Genomic DNA, 21518 nt, shown 5'->3' on the forward strand with positions numbered 1-21518 from the left:
GGACGGCCGCGGAACGGCACGGCTCGGCGGAGGAGCGGGACGCCTCTGGGGAGCGGCGGACGGCCGCGGAACGGCACGGCTCGGCGGAGGAGCGGGACGCCTCTGGGGAGCGGCGGGCGGGCGCGGAGCGGCGGGGGTACGCGGAGCGGAGTGCGTACGAGGTCAGGGCGGCGGCGCAGCGGGACCTGGGGCTGCCCGTGTTGCCGGTGACGACGATCGGCTCGTTTCCGCAGACGGGGGCGTTGCGGGCGGCGCGGCGGGAAGTGGCGGCCGGGGTGCGCGGCGAGGCGGAGTACGAGGAGCTGGTGCGGGCGGAGATCCGGCGGGTCGTCGAGGTGCAGGAGCGGCTCGGGATCGACGTGCTCGTGCACGGGGAGCCGGAGCGCAACGACATGGTGCAGTACTTCGCCGAGCACCTCGACGGGTTCGCGGTGACCCGGAACGGGTGGGTGCAGTCGTACGGGTCGCGGTGCACGCGGCCGCCGATCCTGCACGGCGACGTGCGCAGGAGCGCGCCGATCACGGTGCGGTGGGCGCGGTATGCGCAGTCGCTGACCGGGAAGCCGGTCAAGGGGATGCTGACCGGGCCGGTGACGATCGTGGCCTGGAGCTTCGTGCGCGGCGACCTGCCCCTGCGGGACGTGACGATGCAGGTCGCCGACGCGGTGCGGGCCGAGGTGCAGGATCTGGAGGCGGCCGGCATCCGGGTGATCCAGGTCGACGAGCCTGCCCTGCGGGAGCTGCTGCCGCTGCGCCGAGAGGAGCAGGCGGGCTATCTGGAGTGGGCGGTGGCGGCGTACCGGCGGGCGACCGGGGGCGCCGGTGACGCGACGCAGATCCACACGCACCTCTGCTACAGCAACGCCGACGAGGTGCTGGCCGCGATCGACGGGCTCGACGCCGACGTCACGAGCATCGAGTCGGCGCGGTCGGGGACGGCGGTGCGGGGGTTCGGGCGCGGGCTCGGGCCGGGGGTGTACGACATCCACTCGCCGCGGGTTCCGGACGTCGCCGAGGTGACGGCGCGGCTGCGGAGCGCCCTGCGGCACGTGCCGGCCGAGCGGCTGTGGGTGAACCCGGACTGCGGGCTGAAGACGCGGACGTACGAGCAGGTGGAGGCGGCGCTGGCCAACGTCGTCGCGGCGGCGCGGAAGGTCCGGAGCGTATTGTAAAGATATGTCCTATCCGCCGCCCCGATACCTCGGGGAGTCCGGGGAACACAGCGCCACCTACCGACCGGCCGACGCACCGCCCGAGTGGACCTACGCCAACGGCAACACGGTCCATTACCTGGCGACGGGGGCCACGACCAACGGGCAGTTCGGGCTGTACCGATGGGAGATGGGGCCGCAGCCCAGCGGGCCGGATCCGCACTTCCATCGGTCGATCTCGGAGTCGTTCTACATCTTGCGTGGGACGGTCCGGATCTACGACGGCAAGCAGTGGATCGACACGGTGCCCGGCGACTTCGTGCACGTTCCGGAGGGTGGCGTGCACGCCTTCCGGAACGAGTCCGGCGAGCCGGCGTCGATGCTGCTGCACTTCGCGCCCGGAGCGCCGCGTGAGGCCTACTTCGAGGGGCTGCCCGAGCTGGGCAGGCTGACCGACGAGGAACGCGCGGCGTTCATGCTCGAGCACGACACGTTCTGGCTGTAGCGGGCCCGACGGGGGTCACGGGGTCGTCGGCTGCCCCGTGACCCGGGTGTACTCCTCCGGGGTGCCGATGGCCGGGCGGTTGGCGGGGTGTTCGACGTAGTGCTCGACCACCGTGCCCAGGAAGACGGGCTCGACCGCCAGGAGCTCCAGCGGGACCAGGAGCCAGCCGGGGTCGGGGTGGCCCGGGCGGCGGATGCTGAGGGCGAGCTTCGGCGAGCGCACGGTCAGCGGGAGCGGCGCGGCCGGGACCCGGACCAGCTCGTCCCACGCGACCTGGCGGCGGCCGCCGGCGCGGATGGTCAGGCCCGTCGGGCTGACGACGATGCGCGGGCCGCGCAGGAGCGGGATCGCCGCCGCGGCGATGATCAGGGCCGCGGCCGTGTTGATGCCGATGCGGGCGCCCAGCGGCAGGGACGGGTCGCTCTCCAGGAACAGGGTGCCCAGCAGGGCCCAGCCCATCGCCATCCGGCCCAGCCAGACCGGGGAGCCGGGGACCACGAACGCGTTCTCCCGGATGCGCAGGGCCAGCGGCTGGGTCAGCGGCCGGAAGGCGATGCCGAAGGCGATGAACGCCGAGGCCATCACGACGATCGGCGCCAGCAGCAGGATGACCGCCAGCCAGATCGGGGTGTTCTGCGGGGTGACGGCGAACTCGTAGGTCACCCGGAGGGCCACCAGGACCACGGCGACCGCCCCGGCCGTCAGCTTGCTGGTCAGCAAGCGGCGGTCGAGCTGGCCGGGGGTCACACCAGCCAGTCTACGAACGGGGCTCCACCTCGGCGAGCACGCGAGACGGCCCGGCGCACCGAAAACGGGGCCTAAACGGGACCTAGACGGCCAGGTCGACGAAGCGGGCACGGAGGTCCGACAGGGTCGGCATGGCCACGGCGCCGCCGCGGGACTCGCAGACCAGGCCGGCGACGTGGACGGCGACGCGGGTCAGGACGGCCCAGCTGCCCAGGTCGACGGGGAGGCCCTGGGTCAGGATGCCCCAGGACAGGCCCGCCATCGTGGCGTCGCCGGCGCCGGTGGCGTCGACCGGGGTGATGGGGGCGGGCGGGACACGGACGGTACCGGCGGTGGACGCGACGAGCGCGCCGGCGCTGCCGATCGTCACCACGACCGCGCCGGCGCCCAGGTCCAGGAGGCGGCCGGCCGCGGACTCCGGGGACTCGCCCCACAGGGCCAGCGCGTCGGCCGACGAGAGCTTGACGAGGTCGGCCGTGGCGGCGAACTCGGCGACGACGTCGGGGTTCAGGCCGACGATCGGGCGGACGTTCGGGTCGAAGACGCGGACCGGGCCGGGCACGGACCAGGCGCGGCGGGCGGCGGCCAGGACGGGCGGGGCGAGGAGGGCCATCGAGCCGCAGTAGAGGAGGCCGGCGCGGGCGACGAGCTCGGTGTCGACGTCGGCGGCGGCGTAGCGGGCGTGCGAGTCGCCGTAGAAACGGAACGACGGCTCGTGGCCGTCGAAGGTCGTCACCGCCAGGGTCGTGGCCACCCCGGGGACGGTCACCGTGCCCGAGGTGCCGACGCCGACCGCGGACAGGTGGGCCAGGAGCCGGGCGCCGAACGGGTCGTCGCCGAAGGAGCCCAGGAACTGGGCCGGTGCGCCCAGGCGGGCGATGCCGACGGCGACGTTGAACGGGGCGCCCCCTACGGCGGGGCGGTAGATCACCGAGTCTCCGGACGGCTCTTCGAGCAGATCGACCAACGCCTCACCGAGCACCACCGCGTAACCCGTCACCGGGCCAGTATCACGGTGTCGGTCGCTGCTTGGCCAGCCACAACTCGCGAGCGAGCTCGCCCGGGCTGAGGTTGGGCGGACCGGCCGAGCGGACGAAGGAGGTGGCCCCGTCCTGGCCCTTGACGGTGAACCAGCACTGCGACGGCTCCAGCACCTCGGCGCCCTCGCTGGACGGCGGGACGGCGCGGGCCGTGAACAGCAGCTGCGCGCGGGCCTGGTTCAGGTCGCGGTCGCGGAGCAGGCGCAGGGCCTCGGCGGCCAGGCCGGGGTGCAGGACGGCGTCGAGGTCGTCGACGAGGAGCACGCCACCGGCGTCGAGGGCCGGGAGGAGCTCGGCGAGCAGGTCGAGCCAGGCGATCGTGCCGTCCGACTCGACGTACGAGCCGAGCGGCTGCGGGCCGCACCGGCCGTCGTGGACGAGCCGGACCGTGGAGGCGCTGGTGTCGACGCCGATGATGCCCAGGTCGGCCCGGGTCAGCAGCAGCGTCAGCTGGTCGGACCAGCGGGAGGCCAGGTGGTCGAGGCCGCCGACCAGCCGGGCGCCGGCGGCGATGCGGACCGGGCGGATGCCGGCCAGCCAGCGGGCGACGGGCGCCAGGCCGGGGTCCTCGGCGTCGGCGCCGAGCGCGAGCAGCGTGGTCGTGGGGTCGAGTGCGGTACACAAGGTGTCCAGGCGGGCCTGGGGCAGGCTGCGCACGCCCGTGCGGTCGCGCTCGAACCACACCCGGCGGCGGAGCTGGTCGTGGGCGTGGAGCCACTCCGCCGCGATTTCGCCCGTTTTGTAGGCGCAGCCGTAGACGTAGCGGATGCCGTCCAGGATGAACTCGATCTCGAACCGGGTGGGCAGGATGCGGGCCGCCGGGTCGAGCTGGAACGGCTCGAAGCGCTGGGTGACCTCCCGGGCGTCGCTCCCGGCCGCGGCGAGTGAGCGCAGCGTGGCCAGGGCGCGCAGGACCGTGGACTTGCCGCTGGCGTTCGCGCCGAACACGCCCAGCAGCGGCGATACCCGGATGGCGGCGCCGTGCGCCAGGGACACGGAAAAGCCGGAGTAGCCGCCGTCGGACAGCAGGGTGATCTCCTGGATGTCGCGGACCGAGCGGTAGTTCTGGACGCGGAACTTGAGCAGCATTGCCGCTCACGGTAGGTGCAACTGCTCCCGCCGACGGGCGTCCTGATCATCCTCACCAGCGAAATAACCCGGCCGCATCGTCTGCGTGACGAACACCGCGTGCCACACGCAGAACACCAGCACGGTCCACAGCTTGCGGCTGTGGTCGGCCTCCTTCTTCCGGTGCGCGCGGAGCAGGCCGCGGACGACGTCGAGGTCCAGCAGGTCGCCGGCGCCGGAGGTGTCCAGCAGGCCGTGGGCCCAGTCGTACATCTCCCCCCGCAGCCACGGCCGGATCGGCACGGGGAAGCCGAGCTTCTTGCGGTTGACGATGGCGGCGGGGACCACGCCGGCCAGGGCGCGGCGCAGCGCGGCCTTCGTCTCGTGGGAGCGCGGCGGCACCTTGAGCTCGCTGGGCAGGGTGGCCGCGACCTCGAACACGGCCCGGTCGAGGAACGGGGTGCGCAGCTGCAGCCCGTGGGCCATCGTCATGCGGTCGGCCTTGACCAGGATGTCGCCGCGCAGCCACGTGTAGAGGTCGATGTACTGCATCGTCGTCACGTCGTCGAGGGCGCTCGCCTCCTTGAAGACCGGCCCGGTGACGTCGGTGTGCCGGATGTCCGGCTCGTAGTGGCGCAGCAGCGCCGCCTTCTCCTCGTCGGTGAAGATGCGCGCGTTGCCGTAGTACCGCTCCTCGATCGGCGTCGTGCCGCGCTCCAGGAAGCTCTTGCCCTTCATGCCCTGCGGGATGACCCGCGAGACGGCGCGCAGGCCGCGCTGCATGGACTCGGGCAGGTGGCTGACCGTGGCGAGGGAGAGCGGCTCGCGGTAGATCGGGTAGCCGCCGAACAGTTCGTCGGCGCCGTCGCCGCCGAGGACCACGGTGACGTCCCGGGCGGCCCGCTCGGCCAGGAAGTACAGCGGCACCAGCGCCGGGTCGGCGACCGGGTCGTCGAGGTGCCAGACGATGCGCGGCAGCGCCTGCATGAGGTCGGCGGGCGTGACCACGGTGGCGGTGAGCGGCACGCCCAGCGCGCGGGCGGACTGCTCGGCGACGGCGATCTCGGAGTACTGCTCGTCGTCGTAACCGACCGTGTACGTGCGCAGGCGCGGGTCGACCTCGGCAGCGAGCGCGACGATCGCGGTCGAGTCGATGCCGCTGGACAGGAAGGCGCCGACGGGGGCGTCGGCCTTCAGGCTCGCGTGGACGCTGTCGCGCAGGGCGGCGGTGATCCGCTGTACCAGAGCGTCCTCGTCACCGGCCGGAGCAGGGCGGAACTCCAGCTGGCTGTACCGCCGGTTGGCCAGCGGCCCGCCCGGCGTGTAGACGAACGACTCCCCAGCGCCGAGCCGCCGCAGGTCCCGGTGCATGGTTGCCGGCTCCGGCACGTACTGCATGGTCAGGTAGTGCTGCAGCTGCGCCGTGTCCACCAGCGAGCGGTCCGCGACGAACGGCAGCAGGGCCTTCTTCTCGCTGGCCAGGTACACGCCCTCGGGCCGGCTCAGCTGGTACAGCGGCTTGATGCCGTAGGCGTCGCGCGCCCCGAACGCCCGGCGCGCCGACGAGTCCCAGATCACGAACGCGAACATGCCGCGGAGCCGGTTGACCGCGCTCGGCCCCCAGTGGTGGTAGGCGGCGACGATCACCTCCGCCTCCGACTCGGTGACGAACCGCGCGTCGCGCTGCTCGATGAGCTCGGCCCGCAGTTCGGCGGCGTTGTACACGGCGCCGTCGAAGGCGATGAGGTACCGCCCGGCGCTCACGCCCAGCGGCGGGTAGGACAGCGGCTGGGCGCCGCCGGCGCCGCCGGTCACATCCAGGCGGTGCACGGCGAACACGACCTCGTCGGTCGCCACCACCCGCCGGTCGTCCGGGCCACGGTGGCGCAGCAGCCCCAGGGCGTCCTCGACCGCGTCCCGGTGCGCCGCCGCGTTCCCCCGCGCGCTGACGAACGTGAGCAGTCCCGCCATAGCCTGCATCCTCGCACGCGGTACGGTCGCAGGTGGAGCACGAATCAGCGGCGATGAGGGCAGGTAGCACGATGAACGACGCAGGTCAGCAGTCACACGACCCGGACTTTCCGGAGCGGTTCATCGAGTTCATGCGGACCGGCTGGCGCGACTCGGCGCTCGACGCCACCCCCCGGACCGAGGCCCCCAACCATGCGAAGCGGCGCGCCGACCTGTCGGCCGCGTTCCCCGGTGAGACGCTGGTCATCCCGACGGGCGTGGACAAGGTGCGCAGCAACGACACCCACCACCCGTTCCGGCCCGGATCCGACCACGTGTGGCTCACCGGTGAGCACGATCCGGATGCGGTACTGCTGATGCGCCCGACGGAGGGCGGACACGAGGCCACGCTCTACCTGCGGCCGCGGTCGCCGCGCGACACCGACGAGTTCTTCCGCGACCGCAACTACGGGGAGCTGTGGATCGGGCGCCGCCACACGCTCACGGAGAAGGCCGCCGAGCTCCAGGTGGGCACCGCGCACCTCGACGACCTGGCGGCGGCGCTGGACGACTGCGCGCCCGGCCGCACCCGCGTGCTGCGCGGCTACGACCCGTTCGTCGACGCGCAGGTCCGCCCGGGCGCGCCCGAACGCGACGACGAGCTGGCCCAGGCGCTCTCCGAGCTGCGCCTGGTGAAGGACGCCTGGGAGCTGGAGCAGCTCCAGGACGCGATCGACGCGACCGTGCGCGGCTTCGAGGACGTGGCCCGGGTCCTGCCGGCCGACCGGCCGGTGAGCGAGCGGCTCGCCGAGGGCGTGTTCGGCCTGCGGGCGCGGCACGACGGCAACGCGGTCGGGTACGGCTCGATCGTCGGCAACGGCGCGCACGCGGCGATCCTGCACTGGACGCGCAACGACGGGCGGACCGTCCCGGGCGAGCTGCTGCTGATGGACATGGGCGTCGAGAACCGCAACCTCTACACGGCCGACGTGACCCGCACGGTCCCGGTGTCGGGCACGTTCACGCCGCTGCAGCGCCAGGTGTACGACATCGTCCACCGCTCCCAGCAGGCCGGCATGGACCTGATCCGGCCGGGGGTCGCGTTCGACGACATCCACCAGACGTGCATGCGGGTGCTCGCGGAGGGCCTCAAGGACCTGGGCGTGCTCCCGGTCAGCGTCGACGAGGCGATGGACAAGTCGGCCATCCTGTACCGCCGGTGGAGCCTGCACGGCTTCGGTCACATGCTGGGCCTGGACGTGCACGACTGCGCCTCGGCCCGCAAGGAGCGCTACCGCGAGGGCACCGTCGAGGCGGGCCACGTGCTGACCGTCGAGCCCGGCCTCTACTTCCAGCCGGAGGACGAGCTGGTGCCGGCCGAGCTGCGCGGCATCGGCGTGCGGATCGAGGACGACGTCGTGGTGACCCCGACCGGCGCGCGCAACCTGTCGGACGGCCTGCCCCGCACGGCGGACGACGTCGAAACGTGGCTCGCCGCTCAGCGCGAGGCCGGGCCGCGTTTGCCTTAGGTACCGTCGGATCAAGGACAGTGACCGCGTGATCCAACTCCCACCGGTCACGATGCGGCCATGAGTGCTCTCATCGTGCTCGGCGTCGTCGTCGTGCTGGTCGTCGCGCTGCTGCTCTGGGCCGTGTCGGCCTACAACTCGCTGGTCAAGGCCCGCAACCAGGTCGAGGCGTCCTGGGCGCAGATCGACGTGCAGCTCAAGCGGCGCCACTCGCTGATCCCGAACCTCGTCGAGACCGTCAAGGGCTACGCCGCGCACGAGCGGTCCACGCTGGAGGCGGTCGTGACGGCCCGTAACGTCGCCGTGCAGGCCGCGCCGCAGGGCCCGGGCCGCCAGGCCGAGGCCGAGGGCATGCTGACCCAGGCGCTCGGGCGGCTGTTCGCGCTCGCCGAGGCGTACCCCGACCTCAAGGCCAACCAGGGCTTCCTGCAGCTGCAGGGCGAGCTCGGGGCGACCGAGGAGAAGATCGCGTACGCCCGGCAGTTCTACAACAGCGCCATCCAGACCTACAACCAGCGGGTCCAGACCCTGCCGACGAACCTCGTCGCGGGGATCGGCGGGTTCCGGACGAAGCCGTACTTCGAGGCGACCGGCGCCGAGCGCGCCGACGTCAACGTCCGGTTCTGACGTGTCGCCGGCCCTGCTGGTCGAGCTCGGGATCGTCGCCGCCGGGATCGGGCTGTGGTTCGTCGCGTTCTGGGGCGCGCTGCTGTTCACCAGGCCGCGGCCGATCGCGGCGGCGCCCCCGACGCAGGACTTCGGTGGCGCCGAGCCGCCCGCGGTGGTCAGCCTCGTCACGGGCCGCTGGGAGCTGACCGAGGACGCCGCCGAGTCGACGCTGATCGACCTGGCGGCCCGCCGGATCCTCGAGTTCCGCCAGCCGGGCAACGACCCGCTCCAGACCACGGTGCATGTGCGCGAGAGCCGGCCGAGCGGCCTCAACCGGTACGAAACCATGATCTTCGAACGCGTCCAGCGGCTCGCCGTCGGCGGCACCGTCCCGCTCACCGCGCTCACGTTCCGTGACCCCGCCGAGGCCAAGACCTGGGGGAAGCGGCTCAACGCGGCCATCGTCGCCGACGCGCGGTCGCGGGGCCTGTCGCGGCGGCGCTTCTCCCCCACCGTCGTGGCCGCGCTGACCATCGTCGCGGCCGTGCCGTCGATCGCCGCCGGCCTGACGGTCTACCTGCACTCCCAGCGCGACCCGACCTCCGACGAGGGCGCCTGGGTCGCGCCGATCTTCTTCGTGTGGTTCGCGCTCGGGTTCTTCGCCGCGAAGTCCCGCGGCGAGCGCGACACGCCGCTCGGGCGGGAGGTCGCGGCGCGCTGGCTCGGCCTCAAGCACTACCTGCGCGCGCACGAGAGCTTCGCCGACCTGCCGCCCGCGGCGGTCACGGTGTGGGACCGCTACCTGTCCTACGGTGACGCGGTCGGCGCCACCCGCGTGTGCAGCGCCGTCATCGACCTCGGCATGGGCAACCGGCACAAGGTGTGGTCGTCGTTCGGGGGGGCCTGGCGGCGGGTGCGGGTGCGTTATCCGCAGGTGTTCCCACGGTACGGCCAGAAGGCGCTGCGGCTGACCCTGAAGGCCGCCGGTGCGCTGGTGGTGGTGGCGCTCGTCGTCCGGTACGCGCACGTGGTCAAGGACATGTCGCTGCCGGGCCCCGTGACCCTGATCCTGCAGGTCCTCGTGGCGGTGCCGCTGGCGTACGCCGGCTACACGCTCATCGGCGTCGTCGTCGACCTGGCCACCCCCGTCACCGTGCGGGGCGAGGTGCTGTGGGTGGAGGTGTGGAAGTCGGGCTCGCGGAACGACGAGAGCGTGCCCTGGCTGCACTACGTGGCGGTCGACGAGGGCCGCGAGGACCGCACGGTCGCCTGGGCCTGCCCGTCGGAGCTGGCCGGCCGCACCCGCCCCGGCGACGTGGTCACGCTGACGGCCCGCCGCTGGACCCGCCGGGTGCTGACGCTGCACGTCGAGCAGCACGGCCAGGCCCGCGCGGCGGCCGCGGCCGCCGACGAGGACACCGAGAAGCTGATCCTGCGCGAGATGTCGTCCGGCCTCCAGGGCCTGGCCGTCGCGGCGGCGATGCACGAGCCGGAGGTGTACCCCGGGCGCCTGCTGACGATCGACGAGGTCTCCCGCGCCCTGGGCGGCCCCGCGGCGCTGCAGGACACGGGCCGCGCGATGGCGGTGGGCGCGATGGCGATCGCGGGGTATCAGACCGCCGCCGGGGGGACACTCGTCGTGACGACGGCGAGCGGCACGGCCGCGTCGGAGCTGGCGATCCGCGTCCACCGCGGCGGCCTGCCCGTCCCGGGCGTGGGGGACGAGGCGTACACGTCGGGCACCTGGGCCGTGGCCCGCCGCGGCCGGACGGTGGTCCGCCTGGAGCTGCGCACGCCGGGCCCGGTCAACCAGGCGGCCCTGACCTGGCTGCTGACCCAGGCGATGTCCCGCCTCCCCCAGCCCACGGCCCAACCCCTCTGACCCCACCGGCACGCGAAACGCAGTCCGACTTGTAGCGCACGATCGTTGGGTAAGAGGATTCCGGAGACAGCACAGCACATCGCGAGGAGAACGCATGTCTGACCGTCCGCGCCCGCCGTCACCCTACGACTTCCTGCCCGCGGTGCCGGCGTTCACGCTGACCAGCGAAGACCTGACCGCCGGGGGGACGCTGCCGGACGCCCAGGTGTACGAGCGGGGGAACACCTCGCCCCATCTCGCCTGGTCCGGCTTTCCGGCGGAGACCAAGAGCTTCGCGCTGACGTGCTACGACCCGGACGCCCCCACCGGCGGCGGGTTCTGGCACTGGCTCGTCGTCAACCTGCCGGTCGGCGTCACCGAGCTGCCCACCGGGGCGGGCACCGGCGACAAGGACGGGCTGCCCGACGAGGCCGTCCACCTCAGGAACGACTACGGCAGCCGCGACTTCGGGGGCGCCGCCCCGCCGAGGTCGGACGCCCCGCACCGGTACTTCTTCGCCGTACACGCGCTCGACGTCGAGTCGCTCGACCTGGACCCCGGCTCGAGCCCCAACGTGGTCGGCTTCAACGTGACCGCCCACACGATCGCCCGGGGCCTGCTGGTCTCGGAGTTCGGCTTCTAGCCACGCCGGCGCGCCGCCCACCCCGCGAAGGGTGGGCGGCGTACGCCCGACCGGATGAACTCCAGCAAACGGAGGGTCAAGCCGTTTGCAAGCGGCCCGACGGATGCTGTTCACCGTGAACGCACTGATGCTGATCCGGCGGGTGCCGGCGGGACGGGACGCCGTGACCCGGCGTGTCCTGGCGGAGTGGAAGAACTCGCCGTTGGACGAGCCGGCGCTGGAGTGGTGGGAGCTCGTGGACCCGGCCGGTGAGGACGATCAGCCGCCCGGGGCCCTGGCCGCGGTACACCCGGACGGCGACACCGTCCGCCTGGTCTTCTTCGCGACCCCGCCCGGACGCCGCGACCGCGCCGTTCAGTTGCTGATCGCCCTGGTGGATGCCCTGCGAGCGACCTCGGCCCGTACGCTCGTGGCGACGCCACCGGCATCCGGCCGGGACATTGCCGACATTCTGCACGAAGCGGGATTCCGGCCGCTGGCGAACGGCCTGGAGGCCGTGGACCTGTAGGTGAAGGAGTGGGCGCCGGATGGAGTTCGGCATCCTGGGCCCGCTGGAGGTCGTCACCGGCGACGGCGCCCCGGTCGACCTCGGTACCCCGAAGCAGCGCGCGGTCCTGGCCATGCTGGCCGCGCAGCCCGGCCGCACGGTCTCCGTCCAGCGCCTGGTCGAGGAGCTGTGGGCGGACGAGCCCCCCGAGCGCGCGACGGCGTCGTTGCAGGCCTACGTCTCCCGCCTGCGCCGCGCGCTCGAGCCGGGCCGCACGAGCCGCGACCGCTCGGCGGTCCTGGTGAGCCGGGCTCCGGGTTATTTCCTTTCGGTACCGAACGAGGCCGTCGACGCCGCCCGCTTCGCCGCCGCGGTGGCGGCCGCCCGCAGCGACGGCCCGTCGGAGGCGACCGTCCGGTCGCTGACGGCGGCCCTGCAGCTGTGGCGCGGCGACCCCCTGCCCGAGCTGGGCGACTCCCCGCTCGCCCGAGCCGAGCGCTCCCGCCTGCAGGAGCTGCGCTTCTCGGCGATCGAGGAGCGCAGCGCCGCCCTGCTGGCCCTCGACCGCCCGGCGGAGGTGGTCTTCGCCAGCGAGTCGGTCCTGGCCGAGGCCCCCTACCGGGAACGGGTCTGGGGCCAGCTCATGCTCGGGCTGCACCGCACGGGCCGCCGCGCCGAGGCCCTGGCCACGTACGGCCGCGCCCGCACGCGCCTGCTGGAGGAGCTGGGCATCGAGCCCGGCCCCGCGCTCCAGGACCTGGTCGAGGCCCTGCACCGCGGCCCGTCCCCGGCCGAGCCTCGTGTATCCGCCATTTCGGAAATGTCGGATGAAGGAAGCAGGGAGGACGCGGGTGGTGGAGTCAGCCACGAAGCCGGGCTGGTAGGGCGGGAGCGCGAACTGGCCACCGTCGAGCGACTGCTCGGCGAACCGGCCCGCGGCGCGCTCCTGCTCGTCTCCGGCAGCCCCGGTATCGGCAAGTCCGCGCTCCTCGACCACCTCGCCGAGCGGGCCGCCGGGCAGGGCGCAGCCGTCGGCGCCGGCACCGGAGTGGACGGGGTGCCACCGCCCGTCTTCCTGCCGTGGGCGCAGATCCTCCGCGGGCTCGCCGGCAACGACCGGCAGGGGCTCACCGAGGCGTTCGCCCCGCACGGGAACCTGCCCGCCGTCCTCGACCCCACCCTCGCCGAGCGGCTGCCGCTGCCCGCCCCCGAGCGGCTGGCCGATGCCGAGCTTGCGCGCTCCCGGCTGTACCGGGGGCTGGTCGACGGCCTCCGCCGGCTCGCCGAGCGGCGGCGCGTGGTCATCGTCGTCGACGACGCGCACTGGCTCGACGCGCCGTCGACCGTCCTGCTGACCATGATCGCCGAGCCGGGCAGCCGCGCGCTCGTCGCCGTCGGGTACCGGGAGGCCGAGCTGGCCGCCGGCGCGCCCTTCGCCAAGACGCTCGGCGAACTGGTCGCGCAGCCACATACGGTACAAATGCCGCTTGAAGGATTGAACAGGACCGAGGTCGCCGCGCTCGCGCGCCGGATCGCCGAGGACAGCGTGCCGGACGAGACGGTCGACGTGCTCGTCGACCGGACCGGCGGCAACCCGTTCTTCCTCGTCGAGCTGCTCCAGGTGCTGGCCGCCGAGCACGCGCTCGACCCGGAGGCGGCCCGCGACCGGGTGCCCGTGCGGGTGCAGGAGGTCGTGCGGCGGCGGCTGGCCCGGCTGCCCGAGCAGGCGAACGCGGTGCTCGCCGTCGCCTCCGTCCTCGGTCGCGACTTCGACGTCACGGCACTGCGGGAAATGACCGGCATCGACGAGCTCGACCTCTACGACACGCTGGACACCGCGCTGGTCAGCGGCATCCTGACCGAGGGCGATCCGGGACGGCTGCGGTTCTCGCACGACCTGGTGCGCGAGACGGCGTACCTCGACCAGGGCCCGCTACGCCGCGCCCGCCTGCACGCCCGCGCGGCGAAGGCCCTGGCCGGGCCGACCGAGCAGGCGGCCCACCTGCGCCTCGCGCTGCCCGTGGTCAGCCCCCTGGACGTGGCCCGGGCGATGGCGGCGGCGGCCGGCGAGGCGTACGACCGCACCGCGCACGACACCGCCCGCGCGCTGCTGCACGAGGCCGTCGACACGCTGGGGCGCGCCCCGGTCACCGAGGAGCGCGACGTGCTGGAGCTCGACCTGCGGGTCCGGCTGGCGTACCTGCACCAGACGATCGACGGCTACCTCGAGCCGCCGGTCGCCGAGCAGTTCGCCCGGATGGCCCCGCTGCTGCTCCGCACCCGGCCGACCGTCGCGATCCTGCCCGCACTGTGGGGGTACGCCTCCTTCCACACCGCCTCCGGCAACCACGACCGCGCCGTCGAGGTGGCGCGGTCCGCCGGCGGCGCCGAGCCGTGGGCCCGGATCGTCGCCGACGTGCACGAGGGCCACGCGGCCTGGACCGCGCTCGACCTGCCGGGCGCGCGCCGGCTGTTCGAGCGGGCCGTCGAGGCGCTGCCGGCGGAGGACCTCCCGCTGTTCCCGATCGTGCACTGGGACCCGGTCGCGGGCATCCGGGCGCCGCTGGCCCTCGTCTGCGCGATGCTCGGCGACCACGACGCCGCGCGGGCGCACCTGCGGGCGATCCGCCCCCGGCCGGAGCCGTTCCAGCGGATGTACGTCAGCCACTACGCGGCCATCGTGGCGGTGGAGCGGGCGGACCCCGCGGAGGCGGCCGCGCTGTCGCGGCAGAGCCTGGCGCTCGCCGAGCGCGGGGGCAACCCGGAGTACCGCGCGTTCTCCCAGATCCACCTGGGCTGGGCCGAGGCGGCGGCCGGCGCGCCGGACGGCGTGGCCCGCATCGAGGCGGGCCTGGCCGCGCTGGGCGACAACGCCTGGCGGCGCCCCCGCCTGTTCATGCTGCATGCCGACGCGCTGCTGGCGACCGGCGCCGCGGCCCGGGCGGCTTCGGCGGCCTCCCAGGTGCTGGAGCGGGGGCTGACCGGCGAGGGCCGCTACATGCTGCCCGACCTGCACCGCATCCGCGGCGACGTTCGCGAGGCGGAGCGGCTCGCCCGGGAGATCGGCTACGTCGCCGCGCTTCGCCGGGTCACCGAGGGGTGAGGAACTCGAGCCGGTTGCCGTGCGGGTCGAAGGTGTGGAATCGGCGGTACCCCGGAAGCTCGTCACTCCAGGTGAGCTCGTAACCGGCCGCGGTCAGGCGCGCGGCCAACCCGTCGAGGTCGGGCCAGAGCAGGCCCGGGTGCGCCTTGCGGGCCGGGGCGAACGGCTCCTCGACGCCGAGGTGCAGCTCTACGCCGTGCCCCCCGAACCAGCACCCGCCCCGCTGGGCGAGCACCGGCGGCTTCGCGATCTCGGCGAGCCCCAGCAGCTCGGCGTAGAACCGGCGGGAGACGTCTTCGGAGCCGGCCGGGCAGGCCAGCTGGACATGGTGCAGCATGCCCACAGCTTGGTACAGGACTTGCCTTCAAAACAAGACGGACGTACGGTTTTCTTGAAAATGACGGACCCGCGGCGTGCCAGCTACCGCCGCTGGGGAAGACTTGGCCGTGAGACACCCGCCTGACTTGAGGAGTACGCCGTGGCGAGCCTCGACACGTTCGGAGCAAAGAGCCAGCTGAGCGTCGGCGACGCCAGCTACGAAATTTTCAAGATCGGCAAGGTCGAGGGCGCCGATCGGCTGCCGTACAGCCTGAAGATCCTGCTGGAGAACCTGCTGCGCACCGAGGACGGCGCGAACATCACCGCCGACCACATCCGCGCGCTGGGCGCCTGGGACGCTTCCGCCGAGCCCAGCGTCGAGATCCAGTTCACCCCGGCCCGCGTGCTGATGCAGGACTTCACCGGCGTGCCGTGCGTGGTCGACCTGGCCACCATGCGCGAGGCCGTCGTCGAGCTTGGCGGCGACCCGACCCGGGTCAACCCGCTCGCCCCGGCCGAGCTGGTCATCGACCACTCGGTCATCGCCGACCTCTTCGGCCGGCCGGACGCCTTCGAGCGCAACGTCGAGCTGGAGTACGGCCGCAACAAGGAGCGCTACCAGTTCCTGCGCTGGGGCCAGACCGCGTTCAACGAGTTCAAGGTCGTCCCGCCGGGCACCGGCATCGTGCACCAGGTCAACATCGAGTACCTCGCCCCCGTGGTCATGCCGCGCAAGGGGCAGGCCTACCCGGACACCGTGGTCGGCACCGACTCGCACACCACGATGGTCAACGGCCTGGGCGTCGTGGGCTGGGGCGTCGGCGGCATCGAGGCGGAGGCCGCGATGCTCGGCCAGCCGGTGTCGATGCTCATCCCGCGCGTCGTCGGCTTCAAGCTCTCCGGTGAGCTGCCCGAGGGCACCACCGCGACCGACCTCGTGCTGGTCATCACCGAGATGCTGCGCAAGCACGGCGTGGTCGGCAAGTTCGTCGAGTTCTACGGCCCCGGCGTGAGCGCCGTGCCGCTCGCCAACCGGGCGACCATCGGCAACATGAGCCCGGAGTACGGCTCGACCGTCGCGATCTTCCCGGTCGACGCCGAGACGATCAAGTACCTCAAGCTCACGGGTCGCGACGAGGCGCAGGTCGCGCTGGTCGAGGCCTACGCCAAGGAGCAGGGCCTGTGGCACGACCCGGCCGCCGAGCCCGACTACTCGGAGCGGCTGGAGCTGGACCTGTCCACGATCGAGCCGTCGCTCGCCGGCCCGAAGCGCCCGCAGGACCGCGTGCCGCTGAAGTCGGCGAAGCCGCTGTTCCGCGCGGCGCTCGGCAGCTACGTCGCTTCCGATGACGGCGGCGTCGAGGGCCCGCAGGACGAGGCGAGCATCGAGTCGTTCCCGGCCAGCGACCCGCCCGCCAACGAGGTTTCGGCGAATGGCGACAAGCCGCACGAGCTGGTCTCGGCCGCGCGCGGCGCCAACGGGCGCCCGTCGAAGCCGGTCCGCGTCGAGGACTTCGAAATCGACCACGGCGCCGTCGTGATCGCCGCGATCACGTCGTGCACCAACACCTCCAACCCGCAGGTCATGATCGGCGCGGCCCTGCTGGCCCGCAACGCCGTCGAGAAGGGCCTGTCCCGCAAGCCGTGGGTGAAGTCCACGCTCGCCCCCGGCTCGAAGGTCGTCACCGACTACTACGACCGGGCCGGCCTCACGCCGTACCTCGACAAGCTCGGCTTCAACCTGGTCGGCTACGGCTGCACCACCTGCATCGGCAACTCCGGCCCGCTGCCGGAGGCGATCAGCGCCGCCGTCAACGAGCACGACCTCACCGTCGTCTCGGTGCTGTCCGGCAACCGCAACTTCGAGGGCCGCATCAACCCCGACGTGAAGATGAACTACCTGGCCTCGCCGCCGCTGGTGGTCGCCTACGCGCTCGCGGGCACGATGGACATCGACCTGACCAGCGACCCGCTCGGCACGGGCTCCGACGGCCAGCCGGTGTACCTGCGCGACATCTGGCCGAGCCCGAAGGAGATCGAGGACACCATCGCGACCGCGATCGGCAGCGACCTGTTCTCGACCCGCTACGCCGACGTCTTCGCCGGCGACGACCAGTGGCGCTCGCTGCCGACCCCGACCGGCGACACCTTCGAGTGGGCCGCGGACTCGACCTACGTCCGCAAGCCCCCGTACTTCGAGGGCATGGCCACCGCGCCGTCCCCGGTCAGCGACATCGCCGGCGCCCGCGTGCTGGCCAAGCTCGGCGACTCGGTCACGACCGACCACATCTCGCCGGCCGGCTCGATCAAAGCCGACTCCCCCGCCGGCAGGTACCTGGCGGAGCACGGCGTCGACCGCAAGGACTTCAACTCGTACGGCTCCCGCCGGGGCAACCATGAGGTGATGATCCGCGGCACCTTCGCCAACATCCGCCTGCGTAACCAGCTCGCCCCCGGCACCGAGGGCGGCGTCACGATCAACCACCTCAACGGGGACCAGACCACCATCTACGACGCGTCGGTCGCCTACGCCTCGGCCGGTGTACCGCTGGTGATCCTGGCCGGCAAGGAGTACGGCTCGGGCTCGTCCCGCGACTGGGCCGCCAAGGGCACCGCGCTGCTGGGCGTCCGCACCGTGATCGCCGAGTCGTACGAGCGCATCCACCGCTCGAACCTGATCGGCATGGGCGTGCTCCCGCTGCAGTTCCCGCAGGGCCAGACGGCCGACTCGCTGGGCCTGACCGGCACCGAGACCTTCACGGTCACGGGTGTCGAGCAGCTGAACGAGGGCACCACCCCGCGCACGGTCAAGGTCACGACCGACACGGGCCTCGAGTTCGACGCGGTGGTCCGCATCGACACCCCCGGCGAGGCGGACTACTACCGCCACGGCGGCATCCTGCAGTACGTGCTGCGCAAGATGATCGAGGCGTAGCGCTTCGTCGCGTTGCGGCGGGCCGTCCACTGTGGACGGCCCGCCGCTCCTTTTTCACAGGCGGTAGCAGTCCCAGCTGATGCCGGTCGTGTGGAAGATGCTGTTCGCCGTCACCCAGCCGTAGACACCGTCGGCCGCGACGTCCCACGGCACGCGGGTGTCCTCCAGCTTCTGCACCTGACGCAGGGCCTCCTTGGTGATCGGCCCGAACTGGCCGTCGTCGTCGACCTGGTACGGGAAGCCGATCGAGCGCAGGTAGTCGCCGTAGCAGTACTTCAGCGACATCTGCAGGATCCGGACGCCCCAGCCGGTGTGGCCGGTCTGCATCCAGCAGTGCTCGTTGCCGTTGTACGCCGGCACCTTGATCTGGCCGTCCTGCACGTAGTTGTTGCAGACGGGCACGGCCGCGCTGGCCGGCTCGGCGACCACGAACGTCGCCGCGAGCCCGACGACGATCGCGACCACCACACGCGCGAGTCTCCGCATGAACCGATCCTCCCCATGTTGACATGCGTGACCTTCAATATGTCAACCGTGGGTCGGCGCCGCTGTCCCGCCGGACATGTCGGACTACTTGGGGGCGGGCACCTCGAATCGCCAGATCTTCTTGGTCTTGTCCGGGTCGAACACCACCACGGCGGTGCCGCTGAGCGAGACGTTCTGGACGATGTTGTCGCCGTAGTCGGCCGTGCCGATCACCTTGCCGTCGCCGACGTTGGCCACAGCGACCCGCCAGACCGAGGTGACCCCGCCCCGGATCGTCACCATCGCCACGCGGCCGCCGGAGCCGGCGTAGGCCTGTTTGCTGGACAGGCCCTCGCCGATCGTGTGCTTCGCCTTGCCGGTCGCCGGGTCGACGACGGCCGGGTCGGCGACCGAGGTGAACGCTCCGCTGCCCAGCACGAGCTGCCCGTCGAGCACATACCACCGCGGCTCGTCGCCGGCGGTGGTGGACCACTTCTCCTTGCCGGAAGCGACCTCGACCCCGAACACCTGGTAGTCCAGGTTCTTCTCGCCGACCGCGCAGATCATCGTCTCGCCGCAGGGGCGGAAGTCCTCGATCTCGACGCCGGCCAGCGTCGCGTAGTCCCACGCCTTGCTGAAGTCCGACAGCCGGTAGCCCGTGATCGAGTTGGACTTGTCCGGCGTCTTGGTCACGACGATGCCGTTATACACCAGCCACGGCTGGCGCATCTCGACCTCGATCGACGCCGACCCCTTCGGCTGGCCGGTGGTGAGGTCGACCTTGGTGAGCTTGCCGGCCGGGTCCAGCTGCACGGCGACCGTCGGGTCGGCGGCCACCGACTCCTGGAACGGCATCAGGCCGTTGAAGTCCAGCTCGTACGACGGCACGGGCCCGACGGACGTCTTCCCCGGCCAGGTGAGGGCCGGCCGCACGGTGCGCATGCCGTTGATCGCCATGTCGTTGATGCCGGGCCGCGACCACTTCGACTTGCCGGTGCGCAGATCCACCCGGTGCAGCGCCGGCTTGCTGCCCCGGAACTCGCTGACCGACTCGGTGCCCTGGTAGAACAGGTCGAGCCGGTTGTCCCAGGCCTCGGTCCAGAGGATGTTGCCGCCGTTCTTCAGGTCGAGCACCGAGCGCGCGTCCTGGTCGCCGCGGCTCGCGTCGCCCTCGCCGTCGACGATGAGCAGGTCGCCGACGATCCGCAGGTGGACGTCGGTCGGCGTCATCGGCACCGCCTTCTCCCACTGCTGCCCGCCCGCTGTGGCGTACGCGATGAGGCGGGTGTTCTCCCGCGTCGTCACCGCCGCGTACACCGCGCCGTTGCCGGCCACCGCGGAGATCGTCCCGGCGTCCGGGAACGAGAGCGGCTCGCCCGCCTTGAGGCCCTCGACCTTCGGGTCCTTCAGGTCGCCGTTCTCGTCGGTCGGGTCGGTGCCGGGGAAGGTCACCGAGTCGAACTGGTCACCGATCCAGCCGAAGACCTTCGAGCCGCCCCACAGGCAGCCACCGACGAGCGACAGCACGATGACGAGCGTGACCCAGGGCCACGCCCGCCGCCGCGGCCGCACGATGACCGGCACCGGCGGCGGCGCCAGCTTGGGCCCGCCGAAGGTCGGCGGCACAGGAGCGGGCGGCGCACCGAAGGTCGGCGGCACGTTCACGCCCGGCCGGGGCGCGCCGGCGAACCCCGCCGGCGGGCCGCCGAACTGGCCCACGCCCGGCGATGATGGCGCGGCGGCCGGCGAGCCCGGTGCCGCCGCCGGCGGCCCGGACATCGGCGAGGCCTGTGCGGGCGCCTGCGCGGCGAACGTCTGCGACGACGAGGCCCCGAACGCCCCGGTCCCCGGTGCGCCGGGCATCGACGACACGGGGAAGGGCGTGCCGGGCTGGTAGCCGGGCGAGATCGGCGTCCCCGACACCGGCCCGGACACCGGCGGCGGGTTGTCGTACTGCTTGCCCGTCGCGGCCACCGCGAGCATGCCGCCGTAGGCGACCGGCAGCTCCGGCTGCTCCGGCACCACGGGCGCGACGCCGAAGCGGGCGTGCAGGCGGCTCGCGACGAGGGGGATGCGGCTGGAGCCGCCGACCAGGAACACGCCGGCGAGCTGGCGCACGTCGACGCCGGCCCGCTCCAGGACCCGGCGGGTCTCGTCGACCGCGCGGTCGATGAGCGGGCCGGCGACCCGCTCCAGCTCCTCGCGGGTGAGGTGCAGCGCCTCCTCGGTGCCGGGCACGTGGACCGGGGCCGAGGCCGCGCGCGACAGCATCTCCTTGGCCGCGCGCACCTCGTTCCACAGCGCGCGGCGGTCGCGGTGGGCGGCCGGCGAGTCCGGGTTGGAGAGGCGCTGCCACAGCTCCGGGTGGCGCAGGTTGATCAGCTGGCCGAGGTGGCCGACGAGGGCCGCGTCGATGTCGACGCCGCCGAGGTCGTCGAGGCCGCCGACGCCCAGGACGCGCAGGCCGTCGAACTCGCGCCGGACGACGGAGACGTCGAGCGTGCCGCCGCCGAAGTCGAACACGGCCAGGGACTGCAGCGGGGCGACCTGCTGGCCGAGGACGCGCAGGCAGTAGGTGGCGGCGGCGATCGGCTCGTCGACCAGCACGACCGGGCCCAGGTTGGCCGCGCGGGCCGCCTCCAGCAGCACGTTGCGCCGCTGGCCGCCCCAGTCGGCCGGGCAGGTGAGCACGGTCGAGCCGACCGGGTTGACCCCGGCCTGCAGCGACTCCTCGGCGGCCCGGCGCAGCAGCGAGGCCAGCATCTCCACGACCGTGACCTCGACCTGGCCGAGCAGCACCGAGCCCTCGTCGACCGACCGCTTCGGATAGGGCTCGAACCGCTCCGGGGCGAGCTGGCTCAGCCGCTCCGCGTCGCGCCCGACGGAGAGCCTGCCGTGCTCGTCGGCATAGATGCCGGACGCCATGACGGGCGAGCCGTCGAACAGCAGGGCACGCGGCGCCTCGTCACCGCGGCGCACCACGGCGACCGTGTGGCAGGTGCCAAGATCGATCGCGAGCCGATGGGTCGGCGCCACGCCGCTCACCTCCAAAGACCCCCGGATGCTACGTGAGCCCTCTGACAAAACCGATCGGCGGTTTGGGGTAG

Annotated in this window: 16 protein-coding genes; 9 read left to right on the forward strand and 7 right to left on the reverse strand. The window is 72.9% G+C overall.

Features of this window, described 5'->3' with window-relative positions:
• Together metE and ABZS66_RS05600 are read left to right on the forward strand one after the other, a co-directional pair.
• Window positions 1-1172, forward strand: a 1172-nt coding sequence (gene metE / locus ABZS66_RS05595) for a 5-methyltetrahydropteroyltriglutamate--homocysteine S-methyltransferase (protein ID WP_354755459.1), incomplete at its 5' end; no start/stop codon positions are given.
• 4 nt (window positions 1173-1176) lie between these two features.
• Window positions 1177-1656 (forward strand): cupin domain-containing protein, encoded by a 480-nt coding sequence (locus ABZS66_RS05600; protein WP_354755461.1) that lies wholly within the window; start codon window positions 1177-1179, stop codon window positions 1654-1656.
• 15 nt (window positions 1657-1671) lie between these two features.
• Here ABZS66_RS05600 and ABZS66_RS05605 read toward each other — a convergent pair whose 3' ends face one another.
• The 4 genes from ABZS66_RS05605 to asnB all read right to left on the reverse strand — a co-directional run bounded on the left by ABZS66_RS05605 (window position 1672) and on the right by asnB (window position 6482).
• The gene (locus ABZS66_RS05605; RefSeq protein ID WP_354755463.1) at window positions 1672-2403 is read right to left on the reverse strand and encodes a hypothetical protein; all 732 of its coding nucleotides are present in this window, start codon (window positions 2401-2403) and stop codon (window positions 1672-1674) included.
• Window positions 2404-2485: 82 nt separating this feature from the next.
• Complete coding sequence (locus ABZS66_RS05610) at window positions 2486-3403, reverse strand: carbohydrate kinase (protein ID WP_354755465.1); 918 nt, start codon at window positions 3401-3403, stop codon at window positions 2486-2488.
• Window positions 3404-3413: 10 nt separating this feature from the next.
• Complete coding sequence (locus tag ABZS66_RS05615; protein WP_354755467.1) at window positions 3414-4532, reverse strand: AAA family ATPase; 1119 nt, start codon at window positions 4530-4532, stop codon at window positions 3414-3416.
• Between the two features lie 6 nt (window positions 4533-4538).
• A complete protein-coding gene (gene asnB / locus ABZS66_RS05620) occupies window positions 4539-6482 on the reverse strand; it encodes an asparagine synthase (glutamine-hydrolyzing) (RefSeq protein ID WP_354755469.1) in 1944 nt (647 codons plus the stop codon).
• A 71-nt stretch (window positions 6483-6553) separates the two neighbouring features.
• On the opposite strand from asnB, the gene ABZS66_RS05625 reads away from it, so the two are divergent.
• The 6 genes from ABZS66_RS05625 (at window position 6554) to ABZS66_RS05650 (ending at window position 14693) form a co-directional block, all read left to right on the forward strand.
• The gene (locus ABZS66_RS05625; RefSeq protein WP_354755471.1) at window positions 6554-7990 is read left to right on the forward strand and encodes an aminopeptidase P family protein; all 1437 of its coding nucleotides are present in this window, start codon (window positions 6554-6556) and stop codon (window positions 7988-7990) included.
• 60 nt (window positions 7991-8050) lie between these two features.
• Window positions 8051-8617 (forward strand): LemA family protein, encoded by a 567-nt coding sequence (locus tag ABZS66_RS05630; RefSeq protein ID WP_354755473.1) that lies wholly within the window; start codon window positions 8051-8053, stop codon window positions 8615-8617.
• 1 nt (window position 8618) lies between these two features.
• On the forward strand, window positions 8619-10481 hold the full coding sequence (locus ABZS66_RS05635; RefSeq protein WP_354755475.1) for a hypothetical protein: 1863 nt from the start codon (window positions 8619-8621) through the stop codon (window positions 10479-10481).
• Between the two features lie 94 nt (window positions 10482-10575).
• The gene (locus ABZS66_RS05640; RefSeq protein WP_354755477.1) at window positions 10576-11103 is read left to right on the forward strand and encodes a YbhB/YbcL family Raf kinase inhibitor-like protein; all 528 of its coding nucleotides are present in this window, start codon (window positions 10576-10578) and stop codon (window positions 11101-11103) included.
• 115 nt (window positions 11104-11218) lie between these two features.
• On the forward strand, window positions 11219-11611 hold the full coding sequence (locus ABZS66_RS05645; RefSeq protein WP_354755479.1) for a hypothetical protein: 393 nt from the start codon (window positions 11219-11221) through the stop codon (window positions 11609-11611).
• 19 nt (window positions 11612-11630) lie between these two features.
• Window positions 11631-14693, forward strand: a complete 3063-nt coding sequence (locus ABZS66_RS05650) for a BTAD domain-containing putative transcriptional regulator (RefSeq protein ID WP_354755481.1) — start codon at window positions 11631-11633, stop codon at window positions 14691-14693.
• On the opposite strand, the gene ABZS66_RS05655 is transcribed toward ABZS66_RS05650, so the two are convergent.
• Complete coding sequence (locus ABZS66_RS05655; RefSeq protein ID WP_354755483.1) at window positions 14680-15030, reverse strand: VOC family protein; 351 nt, start codon at window positions 15028-15030, stop codon at window positions 14680-14682. The two genes, ABZS66_RS05650 and ABZS66_RS05655, sit on opposite strands and share 14 nt — an antisense overlap.
• 141 nt (window positions 15031-15171) lie before the next feature.
• Here ABZS66_RS05655 and acnA point away from each other — a divergent pair, with 141 nt between their 5' ends.
• Complete coding sequence (gene acnA, locus ABZS66_RS05660) at window positions 15172-17946, forward strand: aconitate hydratase AcnA (RefSeq protein WP_354755485.1); 2775 nt, start codon at window positions 15172-15174, stop codon at window positions 17944-17946.
• A 54-nt stretch (window positions 17947-18000) separates the two neighbouring features.
• On the opposite strand, the gene ABZS66_RS05665 is transcribed toward acnA, so the two are convergent.
• Both ABZS66_RS05665 and ABZS66_RS05670 read right to left on the reverse strand, forming a co-directional pair.
• A complete protein-coding gene (locus ABZS66_RS05665; RefSeq protein WP_354755487.1) occupies window positions 18001-18432 on the reverse strand; it encodes a hypothetical protein in 432 nt (143 codons plus the stop codon).
• Between the two features lie 84 nt (window positions 18433-18516).
• Complete coding sequence (locus ABZS66_RS05670; RefSeq protein WP_354755489.1) at window positions 18517-21447, reverse strand: Hsp70 family protein; 2931 nt, start codon at window positions 21445-21447, stop codon at window positions 18517-18519.
• Window positions 21448-21518: the final 71 nt, after the last annotated feature.

Origin of the sequence: Dactylosporangium sp. NPDC005572 (assembly GCF_040605515.1) — a bacterium.
Taxonomy (GTDB): Bacteria; Actinomycetota; Actinomycetes; order Mycobacteriales; family Micromonosporaceae; genus Dactylosporangium.

Coding starts and splice junctions, on each gene's coding strand:
- ABZS66_RS05600 (WP_354755461.1), top strand. CDS start 1,177: ATGTCCTATCCGCCGCCCCGATACCTCGGGGAGTCCGGGGAACACAGC.
- ABZS66_RS05625 (WP_354755471.1), top strand. CDS start 6,554: ATGAACGACGCAGGTCAGCAGTCACACGACCCGGACTTTCCGGAGCGG.
- asnB (WP_354755469.1), bottom strand. CDS start 6,482: ATGGCGGGACTGCTCACGTTCGTCAGCGCGCGGGGGAACGCGGCGGCG.
- ABZS66_RS05665 (WP_354755487.1), bottom strand. CDS start 18,432: ATGCGGAGACTCGCGCGTGTGGTGGTCGCGATCGTCGTCGGGCTCGCG.
- ABZS66_RS05630 (WP_354755473.1), top strand. CDS start 8,051: ATGAGTGCTCTCATCGTGCTCGGCGTCGTCGTCGTGCTGGTCGTCGCG.
- ABZS66_RS05650 (WP_354755481.1), top strand. CDS start 11,631: ATGGAGTTCGGCATCCTGGGCCCGCTGGAGGTCGTCACCGGCGACGGC.
- ABZS66_RS05615 (WP_354755467.1), bottom strand. CDS start 4,532: ATGCTGCTCAAGTTCCGCGTCCAGAACTACCGCTCGGTCCGCGACATC.
- ABZS66_RS05640 (WP_354755477.1), top strand. CDS start 10,576: ATGTCTGACCGTCCGCGCCCGCCGTCACCCTACGACTTCCTGCCCGCG.
- ABZS66_RS05655 (WP_354755483.1), bottom strand. CDS start 15,030: ATGCTGCACCATGTCCAGCTGGCCTGCCCGGCCGGCTCCGAAGACGTC.